The sequence below is a fragment of the Erwinia rhapontici genome, assembly GCF_020683125.1.
Lineage (GTDB): Bacteria > Pseudomonadota > Gammaproteobacteria > Enterobacterales > Enterobacteriaceae > Erwinia > Erwinia rhapontici.
Genome location: NZ_CP085627.1, coordinates 3,499,552 through 3,519,220 on the forward strand (window position 1 = coordinate 3,499,552; position 19,669 = coordinate 3,519,220).

A 19,669-nucleotide genomic window follows, 5' to 3' on the forward strand; every position below is an offset into this window, starting at 1 on the left:
TAAGATTAAATTTAAAACCCCCTGATATTATTTTGGCTTATTTACTATTTACCAATTTCTACCACAAGCTACTCTTCTTCACATGAAAAAAACAAAAACACAATGACGTGAATCATTAACAAGGTAAACAATGTGCCTGCTTTTATTCTAACGAAAGTACATCATCTGAAACCAGTGACATCGCTTAAAAAGCCCTATTCTGCCAGGTGGTTTTTATCCATTTCATTTCACACCAAAACCTTATTTAGTTGCTTTTCATGCAATTAAACACCCCCGTTTTTTTTAACGGGAATACCCAAGCAAGGGTTTCCCTGTAATAACCCTTGTGCTTCAGGAATCAACCACGTTACTCAATAAGGATATACAGATGAAAAAAAGACTACTGGCAACCTCGATGATCGCTGCTCTGGCCCTCCCTGTCCCGGCAGTCATGGCGGCAAACGGCACGATCACGTTCACAGGAGATATATCAAATACGACGTGCAACGTTAGCGTCAATGGCCGTAACAGCAGTACGACCATCGTATTTGAACCTATTTCGGCCTCCGCACTTGCCAAAGCAGGTGAAGTTGCTAATGAACAGCCTGTGATCCTGACGTTAACCAACTGCCAGAACCCAACAGAAAATGTTCGTGCTCTCTTTGACAGCACTGAAACAGACAGCATGACAGGTAACCTGAAAAATAAAGGCTCTGCGGCGAATGTTCAGGTCCAGCTAATGGACAACAACCGTAAGCCGATCAAGTTAGGCGATGGCTCACAGGCCAGCGGCCCTTCATTCAAAATAGTCGACGATTTAGCGACTCTCAATTATTTCGCACGTTATTACGCTACGGATAAAGTGGAAGCTGGTGATGTCAGTACAGTCGTTAATTACTCGTTAAGCTATTTCTAATTTTTTCTCCCAGTGCAAGAAGCAATTCTTGCACTTTTATGTTTACTGACAAGCCGAGCCACCATCATGTCTGTTGTAAGCGATATGTCCCTGTCAGCCTGGAAATGCCTGCCTTTTTATCTTGTTGCCTCACTCCTTTCTCAGCAGGCTAACGCCAATGTTATTATTAATGGAACACGTGTTATCTATCCACAACAAAAAAATGAAGTGAATATTCATTTGAGTAATGATAGTGATAAGCCTGCGCTGGTTCAGTCCTGGATTGACAATGGTGATGAAAATGCTGCTTTAGACAAAATATCCGTTCCTTTTGTCCTCACACCGCCGATTGTCCGGATTGAACCGAACAGCGGGCAAACGCTGAGGATCACCTGGACAGGCACAGCGTTGCCTCAGGATAAAGAATCTATCTTTTGGTTAAATATTTTGGATATTCCGCCAAAAAGTGCAACCGCCATCAACGCCGATATATTGCAAATGGCGATCCGCAGTCGCCTGAAAATTTTCTTCCGACCACCCGCCCTGAATGCCAATGGCGCGAATCAGGCATTCCACGATTTACAGTGGCAACGCTCCACTTCCGCGCCAGGTACGGTGTTACGGGTAAATAACCCCTCTGCGTACTTTATTAATGTCTCCAATGTAAAAATTGAAACGCGTCGTCAGGAGATCAAAAGCCTGAATGGCGAGATGATTGCGCCAAAAAGCTCCGCTGAGTTCAGGTTTACTGCGCTTCCAGAAAAAATTGAAAATGCCGCCCTACGTTATGAAGTCATTAATGACTACGGCAGTATCACTACGGTCAAAAATACACAGTAAGCCAGATAAAAGAGTCACGAATGAGATGAGATCTCACAGGGAGAGCTAAGATGCCCAGGACAAGGCGCATTCATTTTTTCTGTTATTCAGTATCTGGCGTATTGCTGGCAGGAGTGATGGGATGGGATATCCAGCGGAGTGCCTTCGCTGCCCCTGCTGAGGGATATGCCAGCTTTGATATCAACCTGTTACGCCACCCATCGGATAAAAAAATCGATGTCACCCAGTTCAACCACCGCCATGCTCTTCCTCCCGGCGCTTATGATGTCGGGGTGATGCTGAATAATAAATATGTTGGCTATACACGTCTGCAGGTCAAAAAAAACCATGAAGAGTCGGTTATTTGTACTACCCGCTCGCTGATCAATTTGCTCCCCCTTAAACCCGGAGAGATTGATAGCAAAAAAATGGCAGAGCTGGATGATGCCGACCACTGCCGCAGTCTGGATTACTGGGTTCCCAGTGGCCAGGGTTACATTGATGTTTCCACATTGCAGATGATCGTTACTGTCCCTCAGGTACTGCTGATGCAGCGCGCCCAAAATGAAGTTGACCCCGCGCAGTGGGATGGCGGCGTGAACGCGCTAATCCTCGGTTACAACGCGAATTATTATCAATCAAAACAGGATGATAACGCATATCGCTCATTCTACAACGGAGACAATATTGGCCTGAATTTATGGGGATTTATGTTTCGCCACCGTGGCTCAATGAACTGGCAGAATAACAGCGGAACCCACTATCAGAGTTTGCGTAATTACATGGAACATGGCATTAGTGCGCTGAGATCGCGCATTATCATCGGCGATACGGATACCAGTGGTCATCTGTTCGACAGTTTTTCTCTACGCGGCGTCTTGCTCTACAGCGACGATAATATGCTGCCAGATTCCAGGCGTGGCTATGCCCCGATGATCCGGGGTGTGGCCGAAACCAATGCGCGTATCAGCGTGCGGCAAAATAACGTGCTGCTGTACGAAACCACCGTCTCTCCCGGCCCCTTCAGCATTGATGACCTTTATCCCACCGGGTACGGCGGCGATCTGACCGTGACCATTCGCGAGTCCGATGGCCGTGAGAGCCAATTTATGGTGCCCTATGCTGCGGTTCCACAGCTGGTTCGCCCCGGGCTAACAAAGTACAGCCTGACTGCAGGCACCTTACGTAACATGAACCTGTCAAAGCAGGACGCCGTCGCACAGCTCACGTTACAACGGGGCATCAATAATCTGCTGACGGGCTACGGCGGCGTATTAACGACACGTGATTACCATGCTTTCCTGCTGGGCGGGGCCATAGGCAGCTCATGGGGTGCGCTGGCACTGGATGTCACACAGGCACAGACCGACACTCAGGATCGTCATCTTTCAGGGCAGAGCTATCGCGCCACCTACAGTAAAGGGTTCAATGCCAGCAGCAGCACGATGTCATTGAGCGCATGGCGATTTTCCTCTCCAGGCTATCTCGGTCTGAATGATGCCATGTCTGCCATTGATTATGCCCGGCACCCTTCTCCCGGTTCGTATAACTCTGCATTCCTGTCCCCTCGCAGCCGCTTATCCGCCAGTCTGGCACAAGGATTTCCCGGCAAATGGGGACAGCTTTATCTGACCGCTATTCGGCAGAGTTACTGGGGGAGCCGGAGCACCAACAATCAACTACAGGCTGGTTACAGTAATACTTTTGGTTCCCTGAGCTGGTCCCTTTCCGTTAACCGGGTCAATGGACGTGATGGCGAAGAGACGCAATACACGCTGGGTCTGTCAGTCCCACTGGGTGGCAGTGCGCGCCATACCTATTTGAATATGAATGTGAGCCACGATGCGGAAGGAATGTCCAGCCAGGCGAGTATCAACAGCACATTGGGTGCCGAACAGCAGTTTGATTACGCCCTGGGTCTGCGTCATGACAGCCAGCAACGCGCCAGCGCGAATCTGGCGGCGAACTGGCACACGCGTTACACCTCCGTTCAGGGAAGTGTGGAACAAGGCAGGCACAGCCAGTCATGGTCCGGTGGGCTGAGTGGTGCGTTAGTGGCATTACCTGATGGCGTGGTGACCAGCCCCTGGTACAGTGAAACCATGGCACTGGTCGATGCACCTAACGCCTACGGCGCCAGGGTCGAAGGCCATTCCGGGCTGACGCTGAACCCACAGGGACGCGCGCTGGTGCCTTATCTGCGTCCCTATCGACTGAATGAAATCACGCTCGATCCACAAGGGCTGCCCACCGATATTGAACTGAAAAGTACCCGTCAGCAGACCGCGCCTCATACCGGTGCGCTGGTCAAAGTCAATTTTGCCACGTCACGCGGGCGAGCTGTGTTGATTCATTCAACGCTGCCCGATGGAAAGAGCCTGCCCTTTGGCGCAGTCGTGCAGGATGAACAGGGTAATCACCTTGGGCTGGTCGCGCAGGGCGATCTGATTTACGTTCGCCTGCCCCCAGGGCGCTCACACCTGCAAATTAAATCAGGCGATACCAGCCTGTGTTCGCTATCGCTGCAGCTTAGCCCTCACGCCACTCTGCAAAACGGTTTTGAGCATTTTAGTCAACCCTGCTTACCCCTTTCTGCCCATTGATGATGAGCGTATAAAATGAATAACCGTCTGATTTTATTGATATCGACCACCCTTGCCGCGCTGTCATTTTTCAGCCTGAATGCTCAGGCCGGGTCGCTTAAATGTGCTGCCGCCACCAATAAGGCTTTCCCGCTGGTACTGTTCAACGGCAGCAACAACATCAAACTCTCCTCCTCCCTGCCAATTGGCAAGACGGTTTTCAACCAAAGTTACACCCTCGATGTCTGGTGCAGCATCAGCGATCCTCTTCAGCAGGAAGCCGAAATGGCTTTTTTGATTCGCCGCACCAGCATGCAAACACTGGGCAATGGCTTAACCCTGTTCACCACGGTTAACGGCAACCGTGGCAGCGAATACAGCGTTGTCAGTTCCGGGATCATGATTGATAACCATAATGCTGCCGCCAGCCTGCCGTCCCGTACCTGGCAGCACTTTTCTCTCAATGTCACCGTTGATATCGTCAAAACGGCAAAGACACCTGAACGCCCGGAGCAGGTCACCCCGATCCCTTCACGTATTGCCCTTTTCGAGGTGGGATCGGAAACCGGAATAAAAAATGCAAAGTTTATGATGCTGGATGCCACTACCGGCCTGACGTTTATCGCCCAGAGCTGCCAGATTCAGGGACTTGCCTCATTTAATGTCCCACTAGGTCAGGTCAGAACACGGCGCGAACAGGGGCTGGGATCCGGCATCGGATCGACAAATGCAGGTAAACCTTTCTCACTTCATTTTCTCTGCGACACGGATGTGTCCGGTAACTTCACTGTGCTAATGCAACTTGATGGCACGGCCCCCACCGGTACGGTCAATCCCAGTTTGATTGCCCTCAGTGATGAGGCGAACAGCGCCACTGGGGTAGCACTGCAAATCTTACATACTGACAACGGCACACCGGTGAATATCGGCCAGCGCTGGCAAATCGCCCGCTATCCGCTGGCCGATCGCACCCTCACCGTCTCCTTCCAGGCACGCTATTACCAGACGGCGGAACGCATCACCCCCGGTAAGGCTAATAGCACCCTGACCTGGACCCTCAACTACCTTTAACCCGCCACCATGAAAAAAAAGGGGGAAAGCATCGGGATTGTTCCCCGTTCCTCTACCTATCACCGGACGGGATTGTTATCATAGTGGATGACCATTCTGTTCCGGCGCCCCCCGGACGTTGACTCTGACTGAAGGACTTCGCCATGCAACCTATAAGCGGCCCCGGTGCGCCGTTACCCGGCGATCGCCCGACGATCGATGCCCGAACCGGCGCAACACGCCCGGGCACCAGTACGGGAACGGGCGAACAGCCTCTGACACCCGCGCAGCGCACCACGCTGGAGCGCCTGATCGTCAAGATTATGTCGCTCAGTTCGCTGAAATCTGCCGAGCTTTGGGCCGGGTTACGTCATGAAGTGGGGGTTAAAAACGATGCAGGTCTTCAGGCACGCCATTTTCCGCCTGCGGAACAGTTTCTTAATACCCGTCTGTCGCAGGTACAAAACACCCACGCCACACGTCAGCTTCTGCAACAACTGACAGACCTGTTACCGACCGGCAATAACCGCCAGGCGGTCAGCGATTTCATTCGTCAGCAGTTTGGTCATACCGTGCTCAGCTCGTTGAATCCTGACCAGCTTCATCAGGTGCTGACGATGTTGCAAAATGGTCAGATGGCCATTCCCCAGCCACAGCAAAACCGTGTTACCGACCGCTCTCTGCTTCCGGCAGAGCATCAGACGCTGAATCAGCAGATCTCACGTCTTGCCGCCGCGACCGGGGAACAGCCGGCCAAGCTGTGGACCTCGCTGCTGAAAGTGGTGAACCTGCACAGCGGCGACCCGATCCCATCGCGTTTCTTCCCGCTGATGAACCAGTATTTGCAGGCCAGCCAGACCCTGAGCCAGCATACTGCCCCTACGCTGATACAGCTGACCGCCACGCTAAAACAGCCGCCGGATGCCGGTGAACAGCGGATGCTGGAGGATTACAGCCAGCAGCGCTTTAACGCCGCACCGCAAACGCTGCTGACGCCAACCCAGACGCAGGATCTGCTGAACCAACTGTTCAGCCGCCGTGCAGAGCGCCTGCAAGAACAGCAGTTGGCCGACAACGAACTCAACCCACGCCCGATCACCGTGCCATTGTGGGGTGCACTGCCACCTGTGCTGCAACCCCTGGCTAATCGTCCGGTGTTTGCCGCTTTTGCCATCCTGTTTGTCGTGGTGCTGGTACTCTGGATACTGCTTTAACTTAGCAACCGCAGTCGGGCAGTGTTGTCATTTCAGGCCAACTGCCCGGCCGATCGCCTTCCGTTACCGGATGGTTATCGCGCCGCCAGAAATCCAGCCCACCAATCAACTCCTTCACCCTGAAGCCCGCCGCCGCCAGCTTCCACGCGCCTTTTGTTGATCCGTTACAGCCAATGCCGTCACAGTAAGTGATATACACTTTCTCACGGTCCCATTCCGCCAGCGTATCGGCATTCATGAAACGATGAGGGAAGCTGACGGCACCGCAGATATGCCCGGCGTGATACTGCTGCTCTGAGCGCGTATCAATCACCACAATCTCCGGCACGCCGTGTGCCAGATCCTGCGCCACATCCCAGGCATCAGCATAGAGTGCCAGCTTCTGGCGCAGCAGCGCCTCACTCTGCTCAGGTGCCGCCGGAGGAAATTGTAAAAGCGCTGAAAACGAACTCATGATGCACTCCCGTTCATTATTAATGTTGCCATCATAGAAGGAATGGGTCTTAATCATAAGACCCATTCTGAGACAATGATAAGACCACAATGAATCCCACTCCCGCTCCCTTTGCCGCTCTTTTTTCCCGCCAGAATGGGTCCACCCTGCGGGAAAAAGTGTGTGCCATGTTACGGGAGGCGATTGCCAGCGCAACGTTACCCGCAGGGTCTCGCCTGCCCTCTTCCCGCCTGCTCGCCAGCGATCTCTCACTGTCTCGCGTTACCGTTGAGGCCGCTTACAGCCAGCTGGAAAGCGAGGGATATCTCTCACGTAAAAGCGGGCGCGGCACGTTTGTTGCCATCAGCCCCACCGTATCGCAAAACCGCCACCGCCCCGCTTCTGCGGCGCCACAACTCTCAGCACGCGGGGGGAAAATGGTGGCGGGAGGCGGCTGTGACGATCCACTGTTTCCCCGTGCTTTTGCCGCCGGTTCGCCGGACTTGCGCGCTTTCCCACAGGTGCTGTGGCGACGCCTGACCCAGCAGCGCCTGCGCTCAGAGAGCACTTCCCTGATGCAATATGGCGATCCGCTGGGTCTGCCCGATCTGCGCCAGGCGGTGGCGCATTACCTGGGGCAGTCGCGCGGCGTGCGCTGTTCGGCCGACCAGGTGATGATCCTCACCAGCTCTCAGCAGGCGCTGCAAATGATCGCCCTGCTGCTGTGCGATGCCGGCGATCCGGTTGCAATGGAAGATCCCGGTTACCCTGGTGCCTGGCATGCTTTTCGCTATGCCGGGGCGCAGGTCAACAGCATCGCTACCGACGAACAGGGAGCTATCCCACCCGAGGGGCAGGCACCACGCCTGGTCTACCTGACGCCTGCCCACCAGTATCCGACCGGCGTGACGATGAGCGGTCAGCGGCGGCTGGCGTGGCTGGCGTGGGCACGTCGCCACCAACGCTGGCTGATTGAAGATGACTATGACAGTGAATTTCATTATGACGGACGCCCGCTACCGGCATTGCAGGGGCTGGAGGATCGCGCAAGGGTGCTGTATCTCGGCACTTTTTCCAAAGTGCTGTTTCCCTCGCTGCGACTGGCGTATCTGGTGGTGCCCGATGCGCTGATTGAGCCGCTGCGGCGGCTGCGCAGCGTGATGGATGGTCACAGCGCCCAGTTGATGCAGGCGGTGACGGCGGATTTTATCCAGCACGGTCATTTCGCTGCCCACCTGCGCCTGATGCGCCAGCTCTATGCCAGCCGCCGTCAACGGCTGATCGAGGAATTAAACGAGAAGCTGGCGGATCGACTCACACTGTTTCCCCAGCAGGGCGGCTTACAGTTGACGGTGCACCTGACATCCGGCGGTGAACAACGACTGACGCAGCAGGCAGTGCAGAGCGGGCTGCTGTTACCGCGTCTGTCACCGTTGTATCAGCAGCAACCTGCACGGGAAGGCTGGCTGCTGGGATTTTCAGCACTACAACCCGCAGAGATTGTGCAGGCGGTATTAAAACTCAGCCGTCTGAGCTACTGACGGCACTGCGCGAGAAGCTGAAGGTCACGGCAATCCCCGCCAGCGCACAGATCGATCCGGCGACAAACACCGAACCGTAGCCCAGCGAGGTCGCCAGGATGCCAGTAAGCGGGCCGCTGGCCCCATAAGCGATATCCTGAAACGCCGAGAAGCCGCCAAGCGCCGTGCCACGCACCTGCGGGGCTACCCGCTTCAGCACCTCAACGCCCAGCGCCGGGAACACCAGCGAACAGCCGCAGCCGGTCAACGCCGCACCCGCCAGCGCCACCCAGCCATTCGGCGCCAGCCCAAGCAGCAGCAGCCCGCAGGCTTCCACCCCCAGCGAGATCAGCGCCACGCGCGTGCCTCCGAGCCGGTCCGGCAGCCCGCCGAACAGTACGCGCACCAGCACAAATGCCAGCCCAAACGCGGTCAGCGCAAACCCGGCATTGCCCCATTGCTGATCGGCAAAGTAGAGCGAGGTAAAGGTGCCGATCACCGCAAACCCGGTGCCCTGTAACGCCAGCGCCAGGCCCGGCTGAGTAATCTGCCCCACCACCTTCCACAGCGAGGGACGCTCGCCGCCGTGGATCGGTACAGGGCGTACGCCGGTATTGAACAATAGCGCCACCAGCGGCAGCAGGATCGTTGCCACGCCCAGCGCCATAAATCCCCACTGACTGTGTAACCACAAGCCCAGTGGCGCCCCGGCGGCCAGCGATCCATAAATCGCCATGCCGTTCCACGACATCACCTGGCCACCGCGTTTCGGCCCGACCAGCCCCATTCCCCAGGTCAGATTCCCGGTCAGTAACTGACTTTCGCCAAAGCCCAGCAACAGCCTGCCCGCCACTAGCAGGGCAAATTTACCCATGATCGGCAGCGGCAGCAGCGCCGCCAGCAGATAAGCCACACCGACCAGCGCCAGCGCCATCATACCCTGCATCGTGGAGCGCTTTGCCCCGCGCTGATCGGCCAGCCGTCCGGCATAACCGCGGGTCAGCAGCGTGGCAAAAAACTGAATGCCGACGGCAATCCCCACCATCACATTGTTCAGCCCCAACTCCTGGTGAACATAGAGCGGGATCACCGGCAGCGCGAGGCCTGCCGTCAGATAGGTGAGAAATACCGCGAAGGAAATACGTGCAAGAGCATGGGTGCCCGCTTTCGGGCTCTCATCACTGCAACTGGACATGGCGAACTTCTCCTGGAAAACCTACAGCACAGCCTGTGCCGCTCAGTTGGCTTGTGTGAAATTTTATTTTCAAAGCACCATAGATTGGCTAAAAAATTTCAAATCGTCAATATCACATCAGGAAGTTCGTGAGGAAGCCCGCAGTCAGTTATTATCAGGGCAATATTGACGATGCGGGAACAAGACATTGAAAACAGGGATATTCGCTTTAACACTGACCACACTGCTGACCAGCGTCCATGCCTTTGCCGCGGAAGAAGATACCTGCCGTAACGGCTATTTCCCCAGCTATCAGGGAGAGTATCACCAGGCAGAGATCAGCGCAGATGCAGGTAACGTCCATTTCTATGATGATGATAACGGCTGCCCGGAAAAAGGGGCAAGCTGCGCGCGTAAAGCCTATCTGGTCCCTGGTAATCAGGTGCTGGTGGCGCAGACCAAACCCGGCTGGAGTTGCGTCTGGTACTTCGCGAAAAAGCGCGACTTTACCAGCTGGATCCCCACGGCCAGCCTGACCACGCTCCCGACACGTGCGGTAAAGCCTGAAGACTGGCTGGGCCTGTGGCTTCCGGTGGAAGGGTCTGATGCCATCACGCTTTCACGCAGCGGCGAAAAACTGCACGTCAGCGGTACGGCGAACTGGCACGGCGGCATCAACAGCTACGGTGAACAAGTGGTGCATATCGGTGAAATCGATGATGATGCCACGGTAGACGGCAACCGTCTGACGTTCGGCAAACCGGATTCACAGAACTACGAGTGCGGCGGTGAAATGCTGTTGATTAATGGCAATCTGGTGGTGCGCGATAACAGCAACTGCGGCGGGATGAACGTGCGCTTCGACAGCGTTTACCGCAAGAGCGCAGCAAAATAGTGTTCAGGGCCGCCTGCGGGCGGCTCATTGACCTCTTTTTACCTCTGTGTAATGAAATTACGTCACCGCCTTCCTCATCTGTCAGGCTAAAGCAAGGCGGCCGGGTGGCAAATTCGCGAGATCGCTCGCATTCGGTGAATCCTTCAAGGCAAAAAACAATGTCTGGCTGCCATGCCCAGTGCTTTTGCTCGCATGAACCCTCTGCAATGTTATTTATTTGTTAAATAAAAATAATATTAACAAATACACAACACTTTATCGTGGTAAAAATCCAACAACCACAGCAAAAAAAACAAATAATTAACACAATAATGCTCGTAATTTTACATATAAAGTTACCGATCACACTTCTTCATCTCGCTCAACTCTTCGCCAAAATCTTCTTGCTATCTTGATCCGGTGGTCAATGCCACCTCTTACCTGACAAAAACAACGAATCAGATAACAAGGTACTGCTATGAAATTTAACCTCTCGTTACTCAATGCATGTGTTGTCTCTGCCTGTATGTTGTTCGCGACTCCGCTGCTGGCCGCAGAAAAACACGATATCGCCCTGGTGGCAAAAGTGACCGGCATCCCCTGGTTCACCCGGATGGCCGTTGGCGTGGATGAAGCCGCGAAAAAACTCGATGTAAATGCTTACCAGGTGGGCGGTTCCACTGCCGACCCGGCACAGCAGGTGAAAGTGATTGAAGACCTGATTGCCAAGAAAGTAGACGCGATTATCGTGGTGCCGAACGACGCTAAAGTGCTGGAACCGGTGCTGAAAAAAGCCCGCGATCAGGGCATCGTGGTGCTGACGCATGAATCCCCTGACCAGCCGATTGGTCAGTGGGATATTGAAACCATCGACAGTGTTAAATACGCCGAAAAGAATATGGACGAGCTGGCCAGCAATATGGGCGGCAAAGGCGGTTATGCCATCTATGTTGGTTCGCTGACCGTGCCCCTGCATAACGCCTGGGCGGATGCCGCCATCAAATATCAGAAAGAAAAATACCCTGAGATGCATGAAGTCACTTCACGCCTGCCGGTGGCTGAGAGCATCGATAAATCTTACGCCACAACGCTCGATCTGATGCGCACCTACCCTGATCTGAAAGGCATTATCGGTTTTGGATCGCTTGGTCCTATCGGTGCCGGACAGGCGGTGAAAAGCAAACGTGCGAAAAATAAAATCGCCGTCGTCGGTATCGCGATGCCCGCTCAGGCTGCGCCATACCTGGCAACGGGTGATATCAAGAAAGCCCTGTTGTGGGATCCAAAAGATGCCGGTTTCGCTCTGGTGAGCCTTGCCGACCAGCTGCTGGATGGCAAACAGGTCACGCCGGATCTGACCATTGACGGCCTGGGTAAAGCCGATGTGGATATGGAACACCATGTGATCCGTTTTAACCGCATTCTGGAAGTGACCAAAGATAACGCGAAATCCCTCGGCTTCTGATTGTTTTGGGCCAGCCTGACTGGCCCTTTATCCACTCCAGGGTACTGAATTATGTCCACGCAAACACCGTTTATCTCACTGGAAAACATCAGTAAATCCTTTCCGGGCGTCCGTGCACTGGATGACGTGACACTGACGCTGAACCGGGGTGAAGTGCACTGTCTGGCCGGACAAAACGGCTGCGGTAAAAGCACACTGATCAAAGTGATCTCCGGGGTGTATCAGCCCGATAAAGGTTCACATATCAGCATTGACGGAAAGCGGCTCACCCATCTGACGCCCGCCCTTTCGGCTTACTATGGCATCCAGGTGATCTATCAGGATCTGTCGCTGTTCCCCAATCTGTCGGTGATGGAAAACATTGCCGCCCATCGTTATCTGCCAGGCGGTCACTTCTGGGTAAACCGCCGGGCCATGCGCCAGCTGGCGCAGGAAACCATGGCACGTATCGGCGTGCAGCTCGACCCGGCGCGCAAGGTTGAAAAACTGTCGATTGCTGACCGCCAGCTGGTCGCTATCTGCCGGGCACTGGCGGCAGACGCCAGCCTGGTGATCATGGACGAGCCAACCGCATCGCTTACGCGCCATGAAGTGAACGGGCTGCTGCGGGTGGTGAATGAACTGAAAGCCGCCGGGATCTGCGTGGTGTTCGTCAGCCACAAACTGGATGAAGTGATGGAAGTATCCGATCGCATCAGCGTGATCCGCGACGGCAAGCTGGTAGGCACCTGGCCTGCCAGCAAACTGGATAGCGATGAGCTGGCATGGCAGATGACCGGGCAGCGCTTCAGCTTCAGCCATCTGCCGGAACGTGCTGACCTCAACGAAACGCCGTTGCTGGAAGTGCGTAGCCTCTCGCGCCGCAATCAGTACCGGCAGATCAATCTGCAACTCAGAGGCGGTGAGATCACCTCGATTGTCGGCCTGCTGGGCGCCGGACGTACCGAGCTTTGCCTGTCGCTGTTTGGTATTACGCGGCCCGACAGCGGCGAGATGATTATCGACGGTCAGCCGGTGACATTGCGCAGTAACCGCGATGCCATCCGCCACGGTATTGCTTACGTCTCGGAAGATCGACAGACCGAAGGGCTGATCATGACGCAGTCGATTTTCGACAATCTGCTGTTGCCGATTTTCTCACAGCTGCGCAACCGCCTGGGACTGCTGGACCGGCATGAAGCCCGCCAGCGGGCATCAAAACTGATCCGCGAACTGAATATTAAAGTCTCTGACAGCCAGCTGGCCGTTCAGACGCTGTCCGGCGGCAACGCTCAGCGTGTGGCCATTGGTAAATGGGTCGCTACCCGGCCGAAAGTGTTGATCCTCGACTCCCCCACCGTCGGCGTCGATATCGCCAACAAAGAGGGGATCTACCGTATCGCCCGCGAGCTGGCAGAGTCCGGTATGGCAGTGCTGATGATCTGCGATGAGATCCCGGAAGCCTATTACAACAGCCATCGCGTGCTGGTGATGCGCAAAGGCGAGCTGGTGGCGAGTTTCGCCCCCCATCTGTGCCGTGAAGAGGAGATAGCCGGAGTGGTCAATGAATAACAAACTGCGTCACCTTATCAGCCTGCACGAATTCTGGCTGGGTATGCTGATTGTGCTGCTGGCGCTGGGCCTGAGCGTGCGCACCAGTGAGTTTCTCACCCTCGGCAACCTGACCGATGTGGCCACCAGCTATGCCATCCTCGGCATTCTGGCCTGCGGCCTGTTTGTGGTGCTGATTGCCGGCGGCATTGATATCTCATTCCCGGCGATGACCGCCATTGCTCAGTATGTAATGGCCAGCACAATGCTGACGCACGGCGGCAACCTGTTCAGCGTCTTTGCCATTGCCATTGGCTGCGGTCTGGTGCTGGGGATGCTCAACGGTTTACTGGTTTATCTGCTGCGGGTACCGGCGATCATTATCACCATTGCCACGCTGAATGTGTTTTACGGACTGCTGGTCTGGGCCACCAACGGCACCTGGCTGTACGGCTTCCCGGACTGGTTTATGGAGGGCATTAACTGGTTTTCCTTCACCGCAACCGACGGCTACGAATATGGTCTGACGCTGCCGCTGCTCAGTCTTCTGGCGGTGTTTGTGCTGACCGGGGTAATGATGAACTTCACCCGCATTGGACGCCAGATTTATGCCATGGGCGGCAACCGCGAGTCGGCTTCACGCCTTGGCATCAACCTCAGAGGCTTGCATCTGGCGGTCTACGGCTACATGGGTGTGCTGGCCGGTGTGGCCGCCGTGGTACAGGCGCAGACAACGCAGTCTGTTGCCCCCAACTCACTGGTGGGCTTTGAGCTGACGGTCCTTGCTGCCGTGGTCCTGGGCGGTGCCAGCATGAGCGGTGGACGCGGAACATTAACCGGCACGCTGCTGGGCGTACTGCTGCTGGCCTTCCTGCAAAACGGCCTGACGCTGCTGGCGGTCTCGTCCTACTGGCATATGGTGTTTAGCGGCATCATTATTCTGGTCAGCGTGAGCGCCACGGCATGGAACGAAAAACACCAGCGGGCAAAGGGGAACTGAGATGCAAACATTACTGAATAAACTGCCAGGTGACCGCATTATCCGGCTGCAGGTGCTGATGCTGGTGGCCGTGCTGGTGCTGTTTTCTCTGACGCTGGGGGGGCGCTTTTTTAGCCTCGGTAACTTCCAGTCGATAGCCAGCCAGTTGCCAGTACTCGGCCTGCTGGCGCTGGGTATGGGCGTCACTATGCTGACGGGTGGTATTAATCTGTCGATTATCGCCAGCGCCAACGCCTGCTCATTGCTGATGGCCGCACTGATTGTCGCCCATCCTGACCAGCCGCAGTGGGTTTTCCTCGCACTGCTGGCCGGGCTGGGGCTGGCCGTGGTGATTGGCGTGGTCAACGGCGTACTGATTGCGGTCATTGGCGTCTCGCCGATTCTGGCCACGCTGGGCACCATGACGCTGATTGCCGGGCTGAATATTCTGCTCTCCAACGGTGCGGTGATCTCCGGCTTCCCACCGGTGATCCAGATGCTGGGTAACGGCAATATCGCCGGGATACCGCTGGCACTGCTGCTGTTCCTGGCCGTGGCGGCGCTGATGTGGCTGCTGCTGGAGCGCACCACGCTGGGCCGCACCATATTGCTGCTGGGCAGCAACGAGAAGGCCACGCGCTTTAGCGGGGTGAACACCACCCGCGTCACCATTGTGGTGTATGTCCTTTCGGCGCTGATGAGCTGGGGGGCCGCGCTGTTGATGATGTCGATGTTCAACTCGGCCAAAGCAGGCTATGGCGAATCCTGGCTGCTGGTGACCATCCTCGCCTCGGTGCTGGGCGGCATTAATCCTGACGGCGGTTTTGGGCGTATTCCCGGCCTGGTGATGGCGCTGATTGTGCTGCAGATGCTGGAAAGTGGACTGAATCTGCTGGGAGTGAGCAGCTACCTCACTATGGCCCTTTGGGGTGGTGTACTGATCCTGTTTATTGCGTTGCAACATCGCAGAACCTGAGGACTAAGGATAAAAAATGGCGAGCTATTACATTGGTGTGGATGTGGGAACCGGCAGCGCACGCGCAGGCATTTTTGATATTACCGGGCGCATGATGGGACAGGCGAGCCGTGAGATCGCGATGTTTCGCCCACAGGCCAATTTTGTTGAGCAGTCTTCCGACAATATCTGGCAGGCGGTGTGCCGGGCGGTACGCGATGCGATTAATCAGACCAACATTAACCCGGTGCAGATAAAAGGTCTGGGGTTTGATGCCACCTGTTCACTGGTGGTGCTGGATAAAGAGGGGCAGCCGCTGACGGTCAGCCCTTCCGGGCGCAGCGAGCAGAATATTATTGTGTGGATGGACCACCGCGCCATTGTGCAGGCGGAACGCATCAATGCATTGAAGCACCCGGTGCTGGACTACGTGGGTGGGGTGATCTCGCCGGAAATGCAGACGCCAAAACTGCTGTGGCTGAAGCAGCATATGCCAGCCAGCTGGCAGAATGTGGGGCACCTGTTCGATCTGCCGGACTTCCTGACGTGGCGCGCAACGGGTGACGTCACCCGCTCGGTCTGTTCGCTGGTGTGTAAATGGACCTGGCTGGCCCATCAGGACGGCTGGGATGCCAGCTACTTTAAACAAGTGGGTCTGGAAGATCTGCTGGAGCATGACGCGGCGAAGATCGGCAGCGAGGTCAAAAGCATGGGCGAACCCCTGGGACGTGGTCTGACACAGCGTGCGGCCAGTGAACTGGGTCTGCTGCCCGGCACCCCGGTCAGTGCCTCGATAATTGATGCCCACGCCGGAAGCCTGGGCACGCTGGGTGCCGCCGGGCCATCCGGCGAGCTGGCCGACTTTGACCGCCGCATTGCGCTGATCGGCGGCACCTCCACCGGGCATATGGCCATCTCCCGCGAGCCGCGTTTTATTAAGGGCGTCTGGGGCCCCTATTACAAGGCGGTGCTGCCTGACTTCTGGCTGAATGAAGGCGGCCAGTCCGCCACCGGTGCCCTGATTGATCATGTGATCCAGTCGCACCCCTGCTATGCCGCCCTGCATGAGCAGGGCAAAAGTCAGGGAAAAACTATTTACGAGGTGCTGAACGATCTGCTGCGTAAGATGGCGGGGGAAGCGGATAAAATCGCGTTTCTGACGCGGGATATCCATATGCTGCCCTACTTCCACGGCAACCGTTCGCCGCGTGCCAACCCTAATCTGACCGGGATACTGACCGGGCTGACACTGTCACGCACCCCGGATGATATGGCGTTGCACTATCTGGCAACGATTCAGGCCATCGCGCTCGGCACCCGCCATATTATTGAAACCATGAACCAGACGGGCTACAGCATCGACACCATTATGGCCAGCGGCGGCGGCACTAAGAACCCGATCTTTGTTCAGGAGCACGCCAACGCTTCTGGCTGCACCATGCTGCTGGCAGAGGAGAGCGAATCGATGCTGCTGGGCAGTGCCATGATGGGCACCGTGGCCGCGGGCGTGTACGACACGCTGCCGGAAGCGATGAACGCCATGAGCCGTATTGGTAAAACCGTCACGCCACAGACCAACGAGATCAAACGCTATTACGACCGTAAATATCGGGTGTTCCGCGAGCTGTATCACGACCATATGAAATACCAGCAGATGATGCAGGAGGAATAATGACGCCGGAACAGAGCTGGCAACAGGCCACCACAGGCTGGAATACCTACCGCCAGGCGCTGGCCGCACTGGAAACGCAGCTTGACCGTCAGCAGTGGCTGGCGGTGCTGAATGCCCTCGCCGCCTGTCGCGGCAAGATTGCCGTCACCGGCATCGGCACCTCCGGCATTGCGGCGCGTAAAATCGCCCATATGCTGGCCTGCGTTGAGCATCCCGCCATCTGGCTCAGCGCTGCCGATGCCGCCCACGGCGATATCGGTTTTCTGCGCCACGACGATGTGCTGATTATGCTGTCACGCGGCGGTAACTCCGATGAACTCACGCGGCTGCTGCCAACGGTGCGTGCTAAAGGCTGCACGCTGATTAGCGTCACGGAGAACGCACACTCGGCCATCGCTCAGGCCGCCGATCGGCTGCTGCTGATGCCAAAATCGCAGGAGATCGACCCGCTGAATATGCTGGCCACCACGTCGATTATCAGCGTGCTGGCGGTATTTGACGCGATGATTGCGGTACTGATGTCGCAGAGTGGCTACAGCAAGGAGACGTTGCTGACCGTGCATCCGGGGGGGAATGTGGGGAAGATGTTGAGGGAGGAGTGATCTCACTTACATTCATCATTTTTTTATCGCAAAATAGTAAGAATCTGATATCAGGAAGAAGAACTGGTTGCAGTTTGACAGGTTGGGCACTAAGGAATGATATGCTTGAAAATATAGTCATTGGGATAACAACAGGTATAATTAGCGGAGCCTATACGGGACTCATTATCTCTAAATACATATTATTTACATCATTACGCCGTGAAGCACTGAGAATTATAAGACGTATTGAGTATGTGAGCGGAAACGGTTACTCAAAAACAGAGTCATTACCAGAAATACTATTAATTTCATCTGACTTACTTTCTCTTAATCATAAAAAAGCAGGCGGTATCACAATGCAAGTATTTGGAGAGGTAAACAAAGAAACATCATCAAGTTCAGCCAATATAAATGAACATGTTTTATATAAATCCCAAGAGGCTTTAAGGCATCTCCCTGCGAATATTTTAGTTCTTATAAATCCATTTTCTATAAAGGTCTGAGTGGTAGTTTACATACTTCATCTATCATCATGTGTTAATTAAATATTTTCGGGAGGGATCGAGCCCCTACTTTTTTATGCAGTAGGTCGTTCGTTCCAGGCATCATGTGCTAACAAATTACCGTCTTTATAAAGATGAGTAATTTTCTCGTAGCTTAGAGCGACCTCTTCCATGTGACCAGTACCAGGGCAGCCTCGCGTATCGTGCATAACAGGACTGACACTAATAACTTTCACCCCTTCAAGAGTGATTAGATAATACTCCACCTCTTGCCCGGCGTCGTTAATGTGATAAAAGCTGAATGCTGCGGATTTCAGTGTCTGGCCTGTTGCTACCGCTTTGAACAGATAAGGAGAGGAGCTATCGAGTTCTTTTGTAAACTGGAAAGGGTAATGCTGACGTGTGCCAGTCACTTTCCCCGTAGCGCCATCAGTTGGAATTGTCAGGCTGTGATGAAGACTCCTGAGTTCAATGCTTCCTTCACGGCCTGCAACATCACAAGATCCACGAATTGTTGCGCCACCGTCATCGGTCAAAAATAAGTGTACAGGTACCGCCATTTTTAGCTCCTTGCATATGATTAGTCGTACAACCATTTCCCTGACTTTGCTGACTCAACCAGCATTCCTATTGTTAAGTCTGGAACGGGAACAGGTTGCGTTTTCCTTAAGGGATTCCATGAAAAAGGAACATCGGGATAATACGTTTCAATATTAAAACAGCCCCTTTCCACATTGAATGTATCAAAGAACTTATTCATCAAATCTTCTGCCTCAAGATCATCAAGGCTCAAATCAGTATCAAGATCTGTCTCAGGTGTTAACTCAACCATATTAATGTTGAAAAGATACGTCCCGGCATAAGGACGAATGAGTTGATAAACGCACTGCTCAATACTGTCTACCATAACTTATCGTTTCCTCTGGCTATGGTGTTGTAATCGCGGAGAGTACGGTAGGTAATTTGCGTGACATCAGAGGCAATAATAATCACACCGATCAGAGGAATAGAACGGCCAACAAAGGGTGCAATATTATGGACCATAACCCGTCTTGCAGTCCAGGGAGTGTAGCCGCCAAGCCACGTAGGCAATGAAATACCAAAAGGAAATTTCGTTTTTTTGAATACAACTCGCGCTGCTTTGGAGGCGTAGGAAGTCCCCTTAGTGGCATTACTGGGTTTTGCTCTTGTCGAGAGATTGTTACGACCAGAGACCAGGGCAACAATGGCACCGAAATCTGCTACGCCTATACCGAACTGGTTTGCAGTGTTCTCACAAAAAATCATAAACAGGAGTTCAGCAGCGGTCAGATTAGATTTTCCTGCATAGAAATATGTCCCGTTGAGTTCCTCTACAGTATCCATTTATTCATTCCTTACACGTCCTGTGTGGAACACAACAATAACGGCTATTGTTCATGCCGTCTGTGATCTGCCCCCC

19 protein-coding genes are annotated in these 19,669 nt (G+C 54.5%); 14 read left to right on the plus strand and 5 right to left on the minus strand.

Annotation, left to right across the window (positions count from 1 at the left end; translation table 11 throughout):
• Window positions 1-367: 367 nt before the first annotated feature.
• From LJN55_RS16190 to flk, 5 genes are all read left to right on the plus strand, one after another.
• The gene (locus LJN55_RS16190; protein WP_133841358.1) at window positions 368-895 is read left to right on the plus strand and encodes a fimbrial protein; all 528 of its coding nucleotides are present in this window, start codon (window positions 368-370) and stop codon (window positions 893-895) included.
• 66 nt (window positions 896-961) lie between these two features.
• Entirely contained in the window at window positions 962-1,714 is a 753-nt protein-coding gene (locus LJN55_RS16195) for a fimbrial biogenesis chaperone (protein ID WP_227534839.1), read from the plus strand.
• Window positions 1,715-1,764: 50 nt separating this feature from the next.
• Window positions 1,765-4,296 (plus strand): fimbria/pilus outer membrane usher protein, encoded by a 2,532-nt coding sequence (locus LJN55_RS16200; protein ID WP_227534840.1) that lies wholly within the window; start codon window positions 1,765-1,767, stop codon window positions 4,294-4,296.
• 15 nt (window positions 4,297-4,311) lie between these two features.
• Window positions 4,312-5,346, plus strand: coding sequence for a fimbrial protein (locus LJN55_RS16205; RefSeq protein ID WP_227534841.1), 1,035 nt, complete (start codon window positions 4,312-4,314; stop codon window positions 5,344-5,346).
• Between the two features lie 143 nt (window positions 5,347-5,489).
• Window positions 5,490-6,539 (plus strand): flagella biosynthesis regulator Flk, encoded by a 1,050-nt coding sequence (gene flk, locus LJN55_RS16210; protein WP_133841354.1) that lies wholly within the window; start codon window positions 5,490-5,492, stop codon window positions 6,537-6,539.
• 1 nt (window position 6,540) lies between these two features.
• Here flk and LJN55_RS16215 read toward each other — a convergent pair whose 3' ends face one another.
• Window positions 6,541-6,993 (minus strand): rhodanese-like domain-containing protein, encoded by a 453-nt coding sequence (locus LJN55_RS16215; protein ID WP_227534842.1) that lies wholly within the window; start codon window positions 6,991-6,993, stop codon window positions 6,541-6,543.
• Window positions 6,994-7,082: 89 nt separating this feature from the next.
• Between LJN55_RS16215 and pdxR the strand changes: the two genes are divergently transcribed.
• Window positions 7,083-8,513: a MocR-like pyridoxine biosynthesis transcription factor PdxR gene (pdxR, locus tag LJN55_RS16220; protein WP_227534843.1), complete on the plus strand. Its 1,431-nt coding sequence runs from the start codon at window positions 7,083-7,085 to the stop codon at window positions 8,511-8,513.
• On the opposite strand, the gene LJN55_RS16225 is transcribed toward pdxR, so the two are convergent.
• Window positions 8,494-9,687 carry an MFS transporter gene (locus LJN55_RS16225; protein ID WP_133841351.1) on the minus strand — a complete coding sequence of 398 codons (1,194 nt, stop codon included), beginning with the start codon at window positions 9,685-9,687 and terminating at the stop codon, window positions 8,494-8,496. The genes pdxR and LJN55_RS16225 overlap by 20 nt on opposite strands.
• A gap of 187 nt (window positions 9,688-9,874) precedes the next feature.
• Between LJN55_RS16225 and LJN55_RS16230 the strand changes: the two genes are divergently transcribed.
• The 8 genes from LJN55_RS16230 (at window position 9,875) to LJN55_RS16265 (ending at window position 18,228) form a co-directional block, all read left to right on the plus strand.
• On the plus strand, window positions 9,875-10,561 hold the full coding sequence (locus LJN55_RS16230; protein WP_227534844.1) for a hypothetical protein: 687 nt from the start codon (window positions 9,875-9,877) through the stop codon (window positions 10,559-10,561).
• Window positions 10,562-11,018: 457 nt separating this feature from the next.
• On the plus strand, window positions 11,019-12,005 hold the full coding sequence (locus tag LJN55_RS16235) for an autoinducer 2 ABC transporter substrate-binding protein (protein WP_133841349.1): 987 nt from the start codon (window positions 11,019-11,021) through the stop codon (window positions 12,003-12,005).
• A 51-nt stretch (window positions 12,006-12,056) separates the two neighbouring features.
• Entirely contained in the window at window positions 12,057-13,556 is a 1,500-nt protein-coding gene (locus LJN55_RS16240) for a sugar ABC transporter ATP-binding protein (RefSeq protein ID WP_227534845.1), read from the plus strand.
• Complete coding sequence (locus LJN55_RS16245; RefSeq protein ID WP_227534846.1) at window positions 13,549-14,535, plus strand: ABC transporter permease; 987 nt, start codon at window positions 13,549-13,551, stop codon at window positions 14,533-14,535. The genes LJN55_RS16240 and LJN55_RS16245 overlap by 8 nt, the downstream gene beginning before the upstream one ends.
• Before the next feature lies 1 nt (window position 14,536).
• Window positions 14,537-15,490, plus strand: a complete 954-nt coding sequence (locus LJN55_RS16250; RefSeq protein WP_227534847.1) for an ABC transporter permease — start codon at window positions 14,537-14,539, stop codon at window positions 15,488-15,490.
• 16 nt (window positions 15,491-15,506) lie between these two features.
• Entirely contained in the window at window positions 15,507-17,141 is a 1,635-nt protein-coding gene (locus LJN55_RS16255) for an FGGY-family carbohydrate kinase (RefSeq protein ID WP_227534848.1), read from the plus strand.
• On the plus strand, window positions 17,141-17,743 hold the full coding sequence (locus tag LJN55_RS16260; RefSeq protein WP_133841344.1) for a KpsF/GutQ family sugar-phosphate isomerase: 603 nt from the start codon (window positions 17,141-17,143) through the stop codon (window positions 17,741-17,743). Before LJN55_RS16255 ends, LJN55_RS16260 begins: the two co-directional genes overlap by 1 nt.
• Window positions 17,744-17,844: 101 nt before the next feature.
• Window positions 17,845-18,228, plus strand: coding sequence for a hypothetical protein (locus tag LJN55_RS16265; RefSeq protein ID WP_227534849.1), 384 nt, complete (start codon window positions 17,845-17,847; stop codon window positions 18,226-18,228).
• Between the two features lie 74 nt (window positions 18,229-18,302).
• On the opposite strand, the gene LJN55_RS16270 is transcribed toward LJN55_RS16265, so the two are convergent.
• From LJN55_RS16270 to LJN55_RS16280, 3 genes are read right to left on the minus strand one after another with little or no spacing between them, the layout of a single operon-like run.
• The gene (locus LJN55_RS16270) at window positions 18,303-18,788 is read right to left on the minus strand and encodes an Hcp family type VI secretion system effector (RefSeq protein ID WP_227534850.1); all 486 of its coding nucleotides are present in this window, start codon (window positions 18,786-18,788) and stop codon (window positions 18,303-18,305) included.
• A gap of 20 nt (window positions 18,789-18,808) precedes the next feature.
• A complete protein-coding gene (locus LJN55_RS16275; protein ID WP_227534851.1) occupies window positions 18,809-19,135 on the minus strand; it encodes a DUF1493 family protein in 327 nt (108 codons plus the stop codon).
• Window positions 19,129-19,593, minus strand: coding sequence for an STM2901 family protein (locus tag LJN55_RS16280; protein ID WP_227534852.1), 465 nt, complete (start codon window positions 19,591-19,593; stop codon window positions 19,129-19,131). Before LJN55_RS16280 ends, LJN55_RS16275 begins: the two co-directional genes overlap by 7 nt.
• Window positions 19,594-19,669 lie beyond the last annotated feature (76 nt).

Excerpts from the sequence above, each read along its gene's own strand:
- LJN55_RS16190 (WP_133841358.1), top strand. The coding sequence starts at position 368 with ATGAAAAAAAGACTACTGGCAACCTCGATGATCGCTGCTCTGGCCCTC.
- LJN55_RS16195 (WP_227534839.1), top strand. The coding sequence starts at position 962 with ATGTCTGTTGTAAGCGATATGTCCCTGTCAGCCTGGAAATGCCTGCCT.
- LJN55_RS16200 (WP_227534840.1), top strand. The coding sequence starts at position 1,765 with ATGCCCAGGACAAGGCGCATTCATTTTTTCTGTTATTCAGTATCTGGC.
- LJN55_RS16205 (WP_227534841.1), top strand. The coding sequence starts at position 4,312 with ATGAATAACCGTCTGATTTTATTGATATCGACCACCCTTGCCGCGCTG.
- flk (WP_133841354.1), top strand. The coding sequence starts at position 5,490 with ATGCAACCTATAAGCGGCCCCGGTGCGCCGTTACCCGGCGATCGCCCG.
- LJN55_RS16215 (WP_227534842.1), bottom strand. The coding sequence starts at position 6,993 with ATGAGTTCGTTTTCAGCGCTTTTACAATTTCCTCCGGCGGCACCTGAG.
- pdxR (WP_227534843.1), top strand. The coding sequence starts at position 7,083 with ATGAATCCCACTCCCGCTCCCTTTGCCGCTCTTTTTTCCCGCCAGAAT.
- LJN55_RS16225 (WP_133841351.1), bottom strand. The coding sequence starts at position 9,687 with ATGTCCAGTTGCAGTGATGAGAGCCCGAAAGCGGGCACCCATGCTCTT.
- LJN55_RS16235 (WP_133841349.1), top strand. The coding sequence starts at position 11,019 with ATGAAATTTAACCTCTCGTTACTCAATGCATGTGTTGTCTCTGCCTGT.
- LJN55_RS16240 (WP_227534845.1), top strand. The coding sequence starts at position 12,057 with ATGTCCACGCAAACACCGTTTATCTCACTGGAAAACATCAGTAAATCC.
- LJN55_RS16245 (WP_227534846.1), top strand. The coding sequence starts at position 13,549 with ATGAATAACAAACTGCGTCACCTTATCAGCCTGCACGAATTCTGGCTG.
- LJN55_RS16250 (WP_227534847.1), top strand. The coding sequence starts at position 14,537 with ATGCAAACATTACTGAATAAACTGCCAGGTGACCGCATTATCCGGCTG.
- LJN55_RS16255 (WP_227534848.1), top strand. The coding sequence starts at position 15,507 with ATGGCGAGCTATTACATTGGTGTGGATGTGGGAACCGGCAGCGCACGC.
- LJN55_RS16260 (WP_133841344.1), top strand. The coding sequence starts at position 17,141 with ATGACGCCGGAACAGAGCTGGCAACAGGCCACCACAGGCTGGAATACC.
- LJN55_RS16265 (WP_227534849.1), top strand. The coding sequence starts at position 17,845 with ATGCTTGAAAATATAGTCATTGGGATAACAACAGGTATAATTAGCGGA.
- LJN55_RS16270 (WP_227534850.1), bottom strand. The coding sequence starts at position 18,788 with ATGGCGGTACCTGTACACTTATTTTTGACCGATGACGGTGGCGCAACA.
- LJN55_RS16275 (WP_227534851.1), bottom strand. The coding sequence starts at position 19,135 with ATGGTAGACAGTATTGAGCAGTGCGTTTATCAACTCATTCGTCCTTAT.
- LJN55_RS16280 (WP_227534852.1), bottom strand. The coding sequence starts at position 19,593 with ATGGATACTGTAGAGGAACTCAACGGGACATATTTCTATGCAGGAAAA.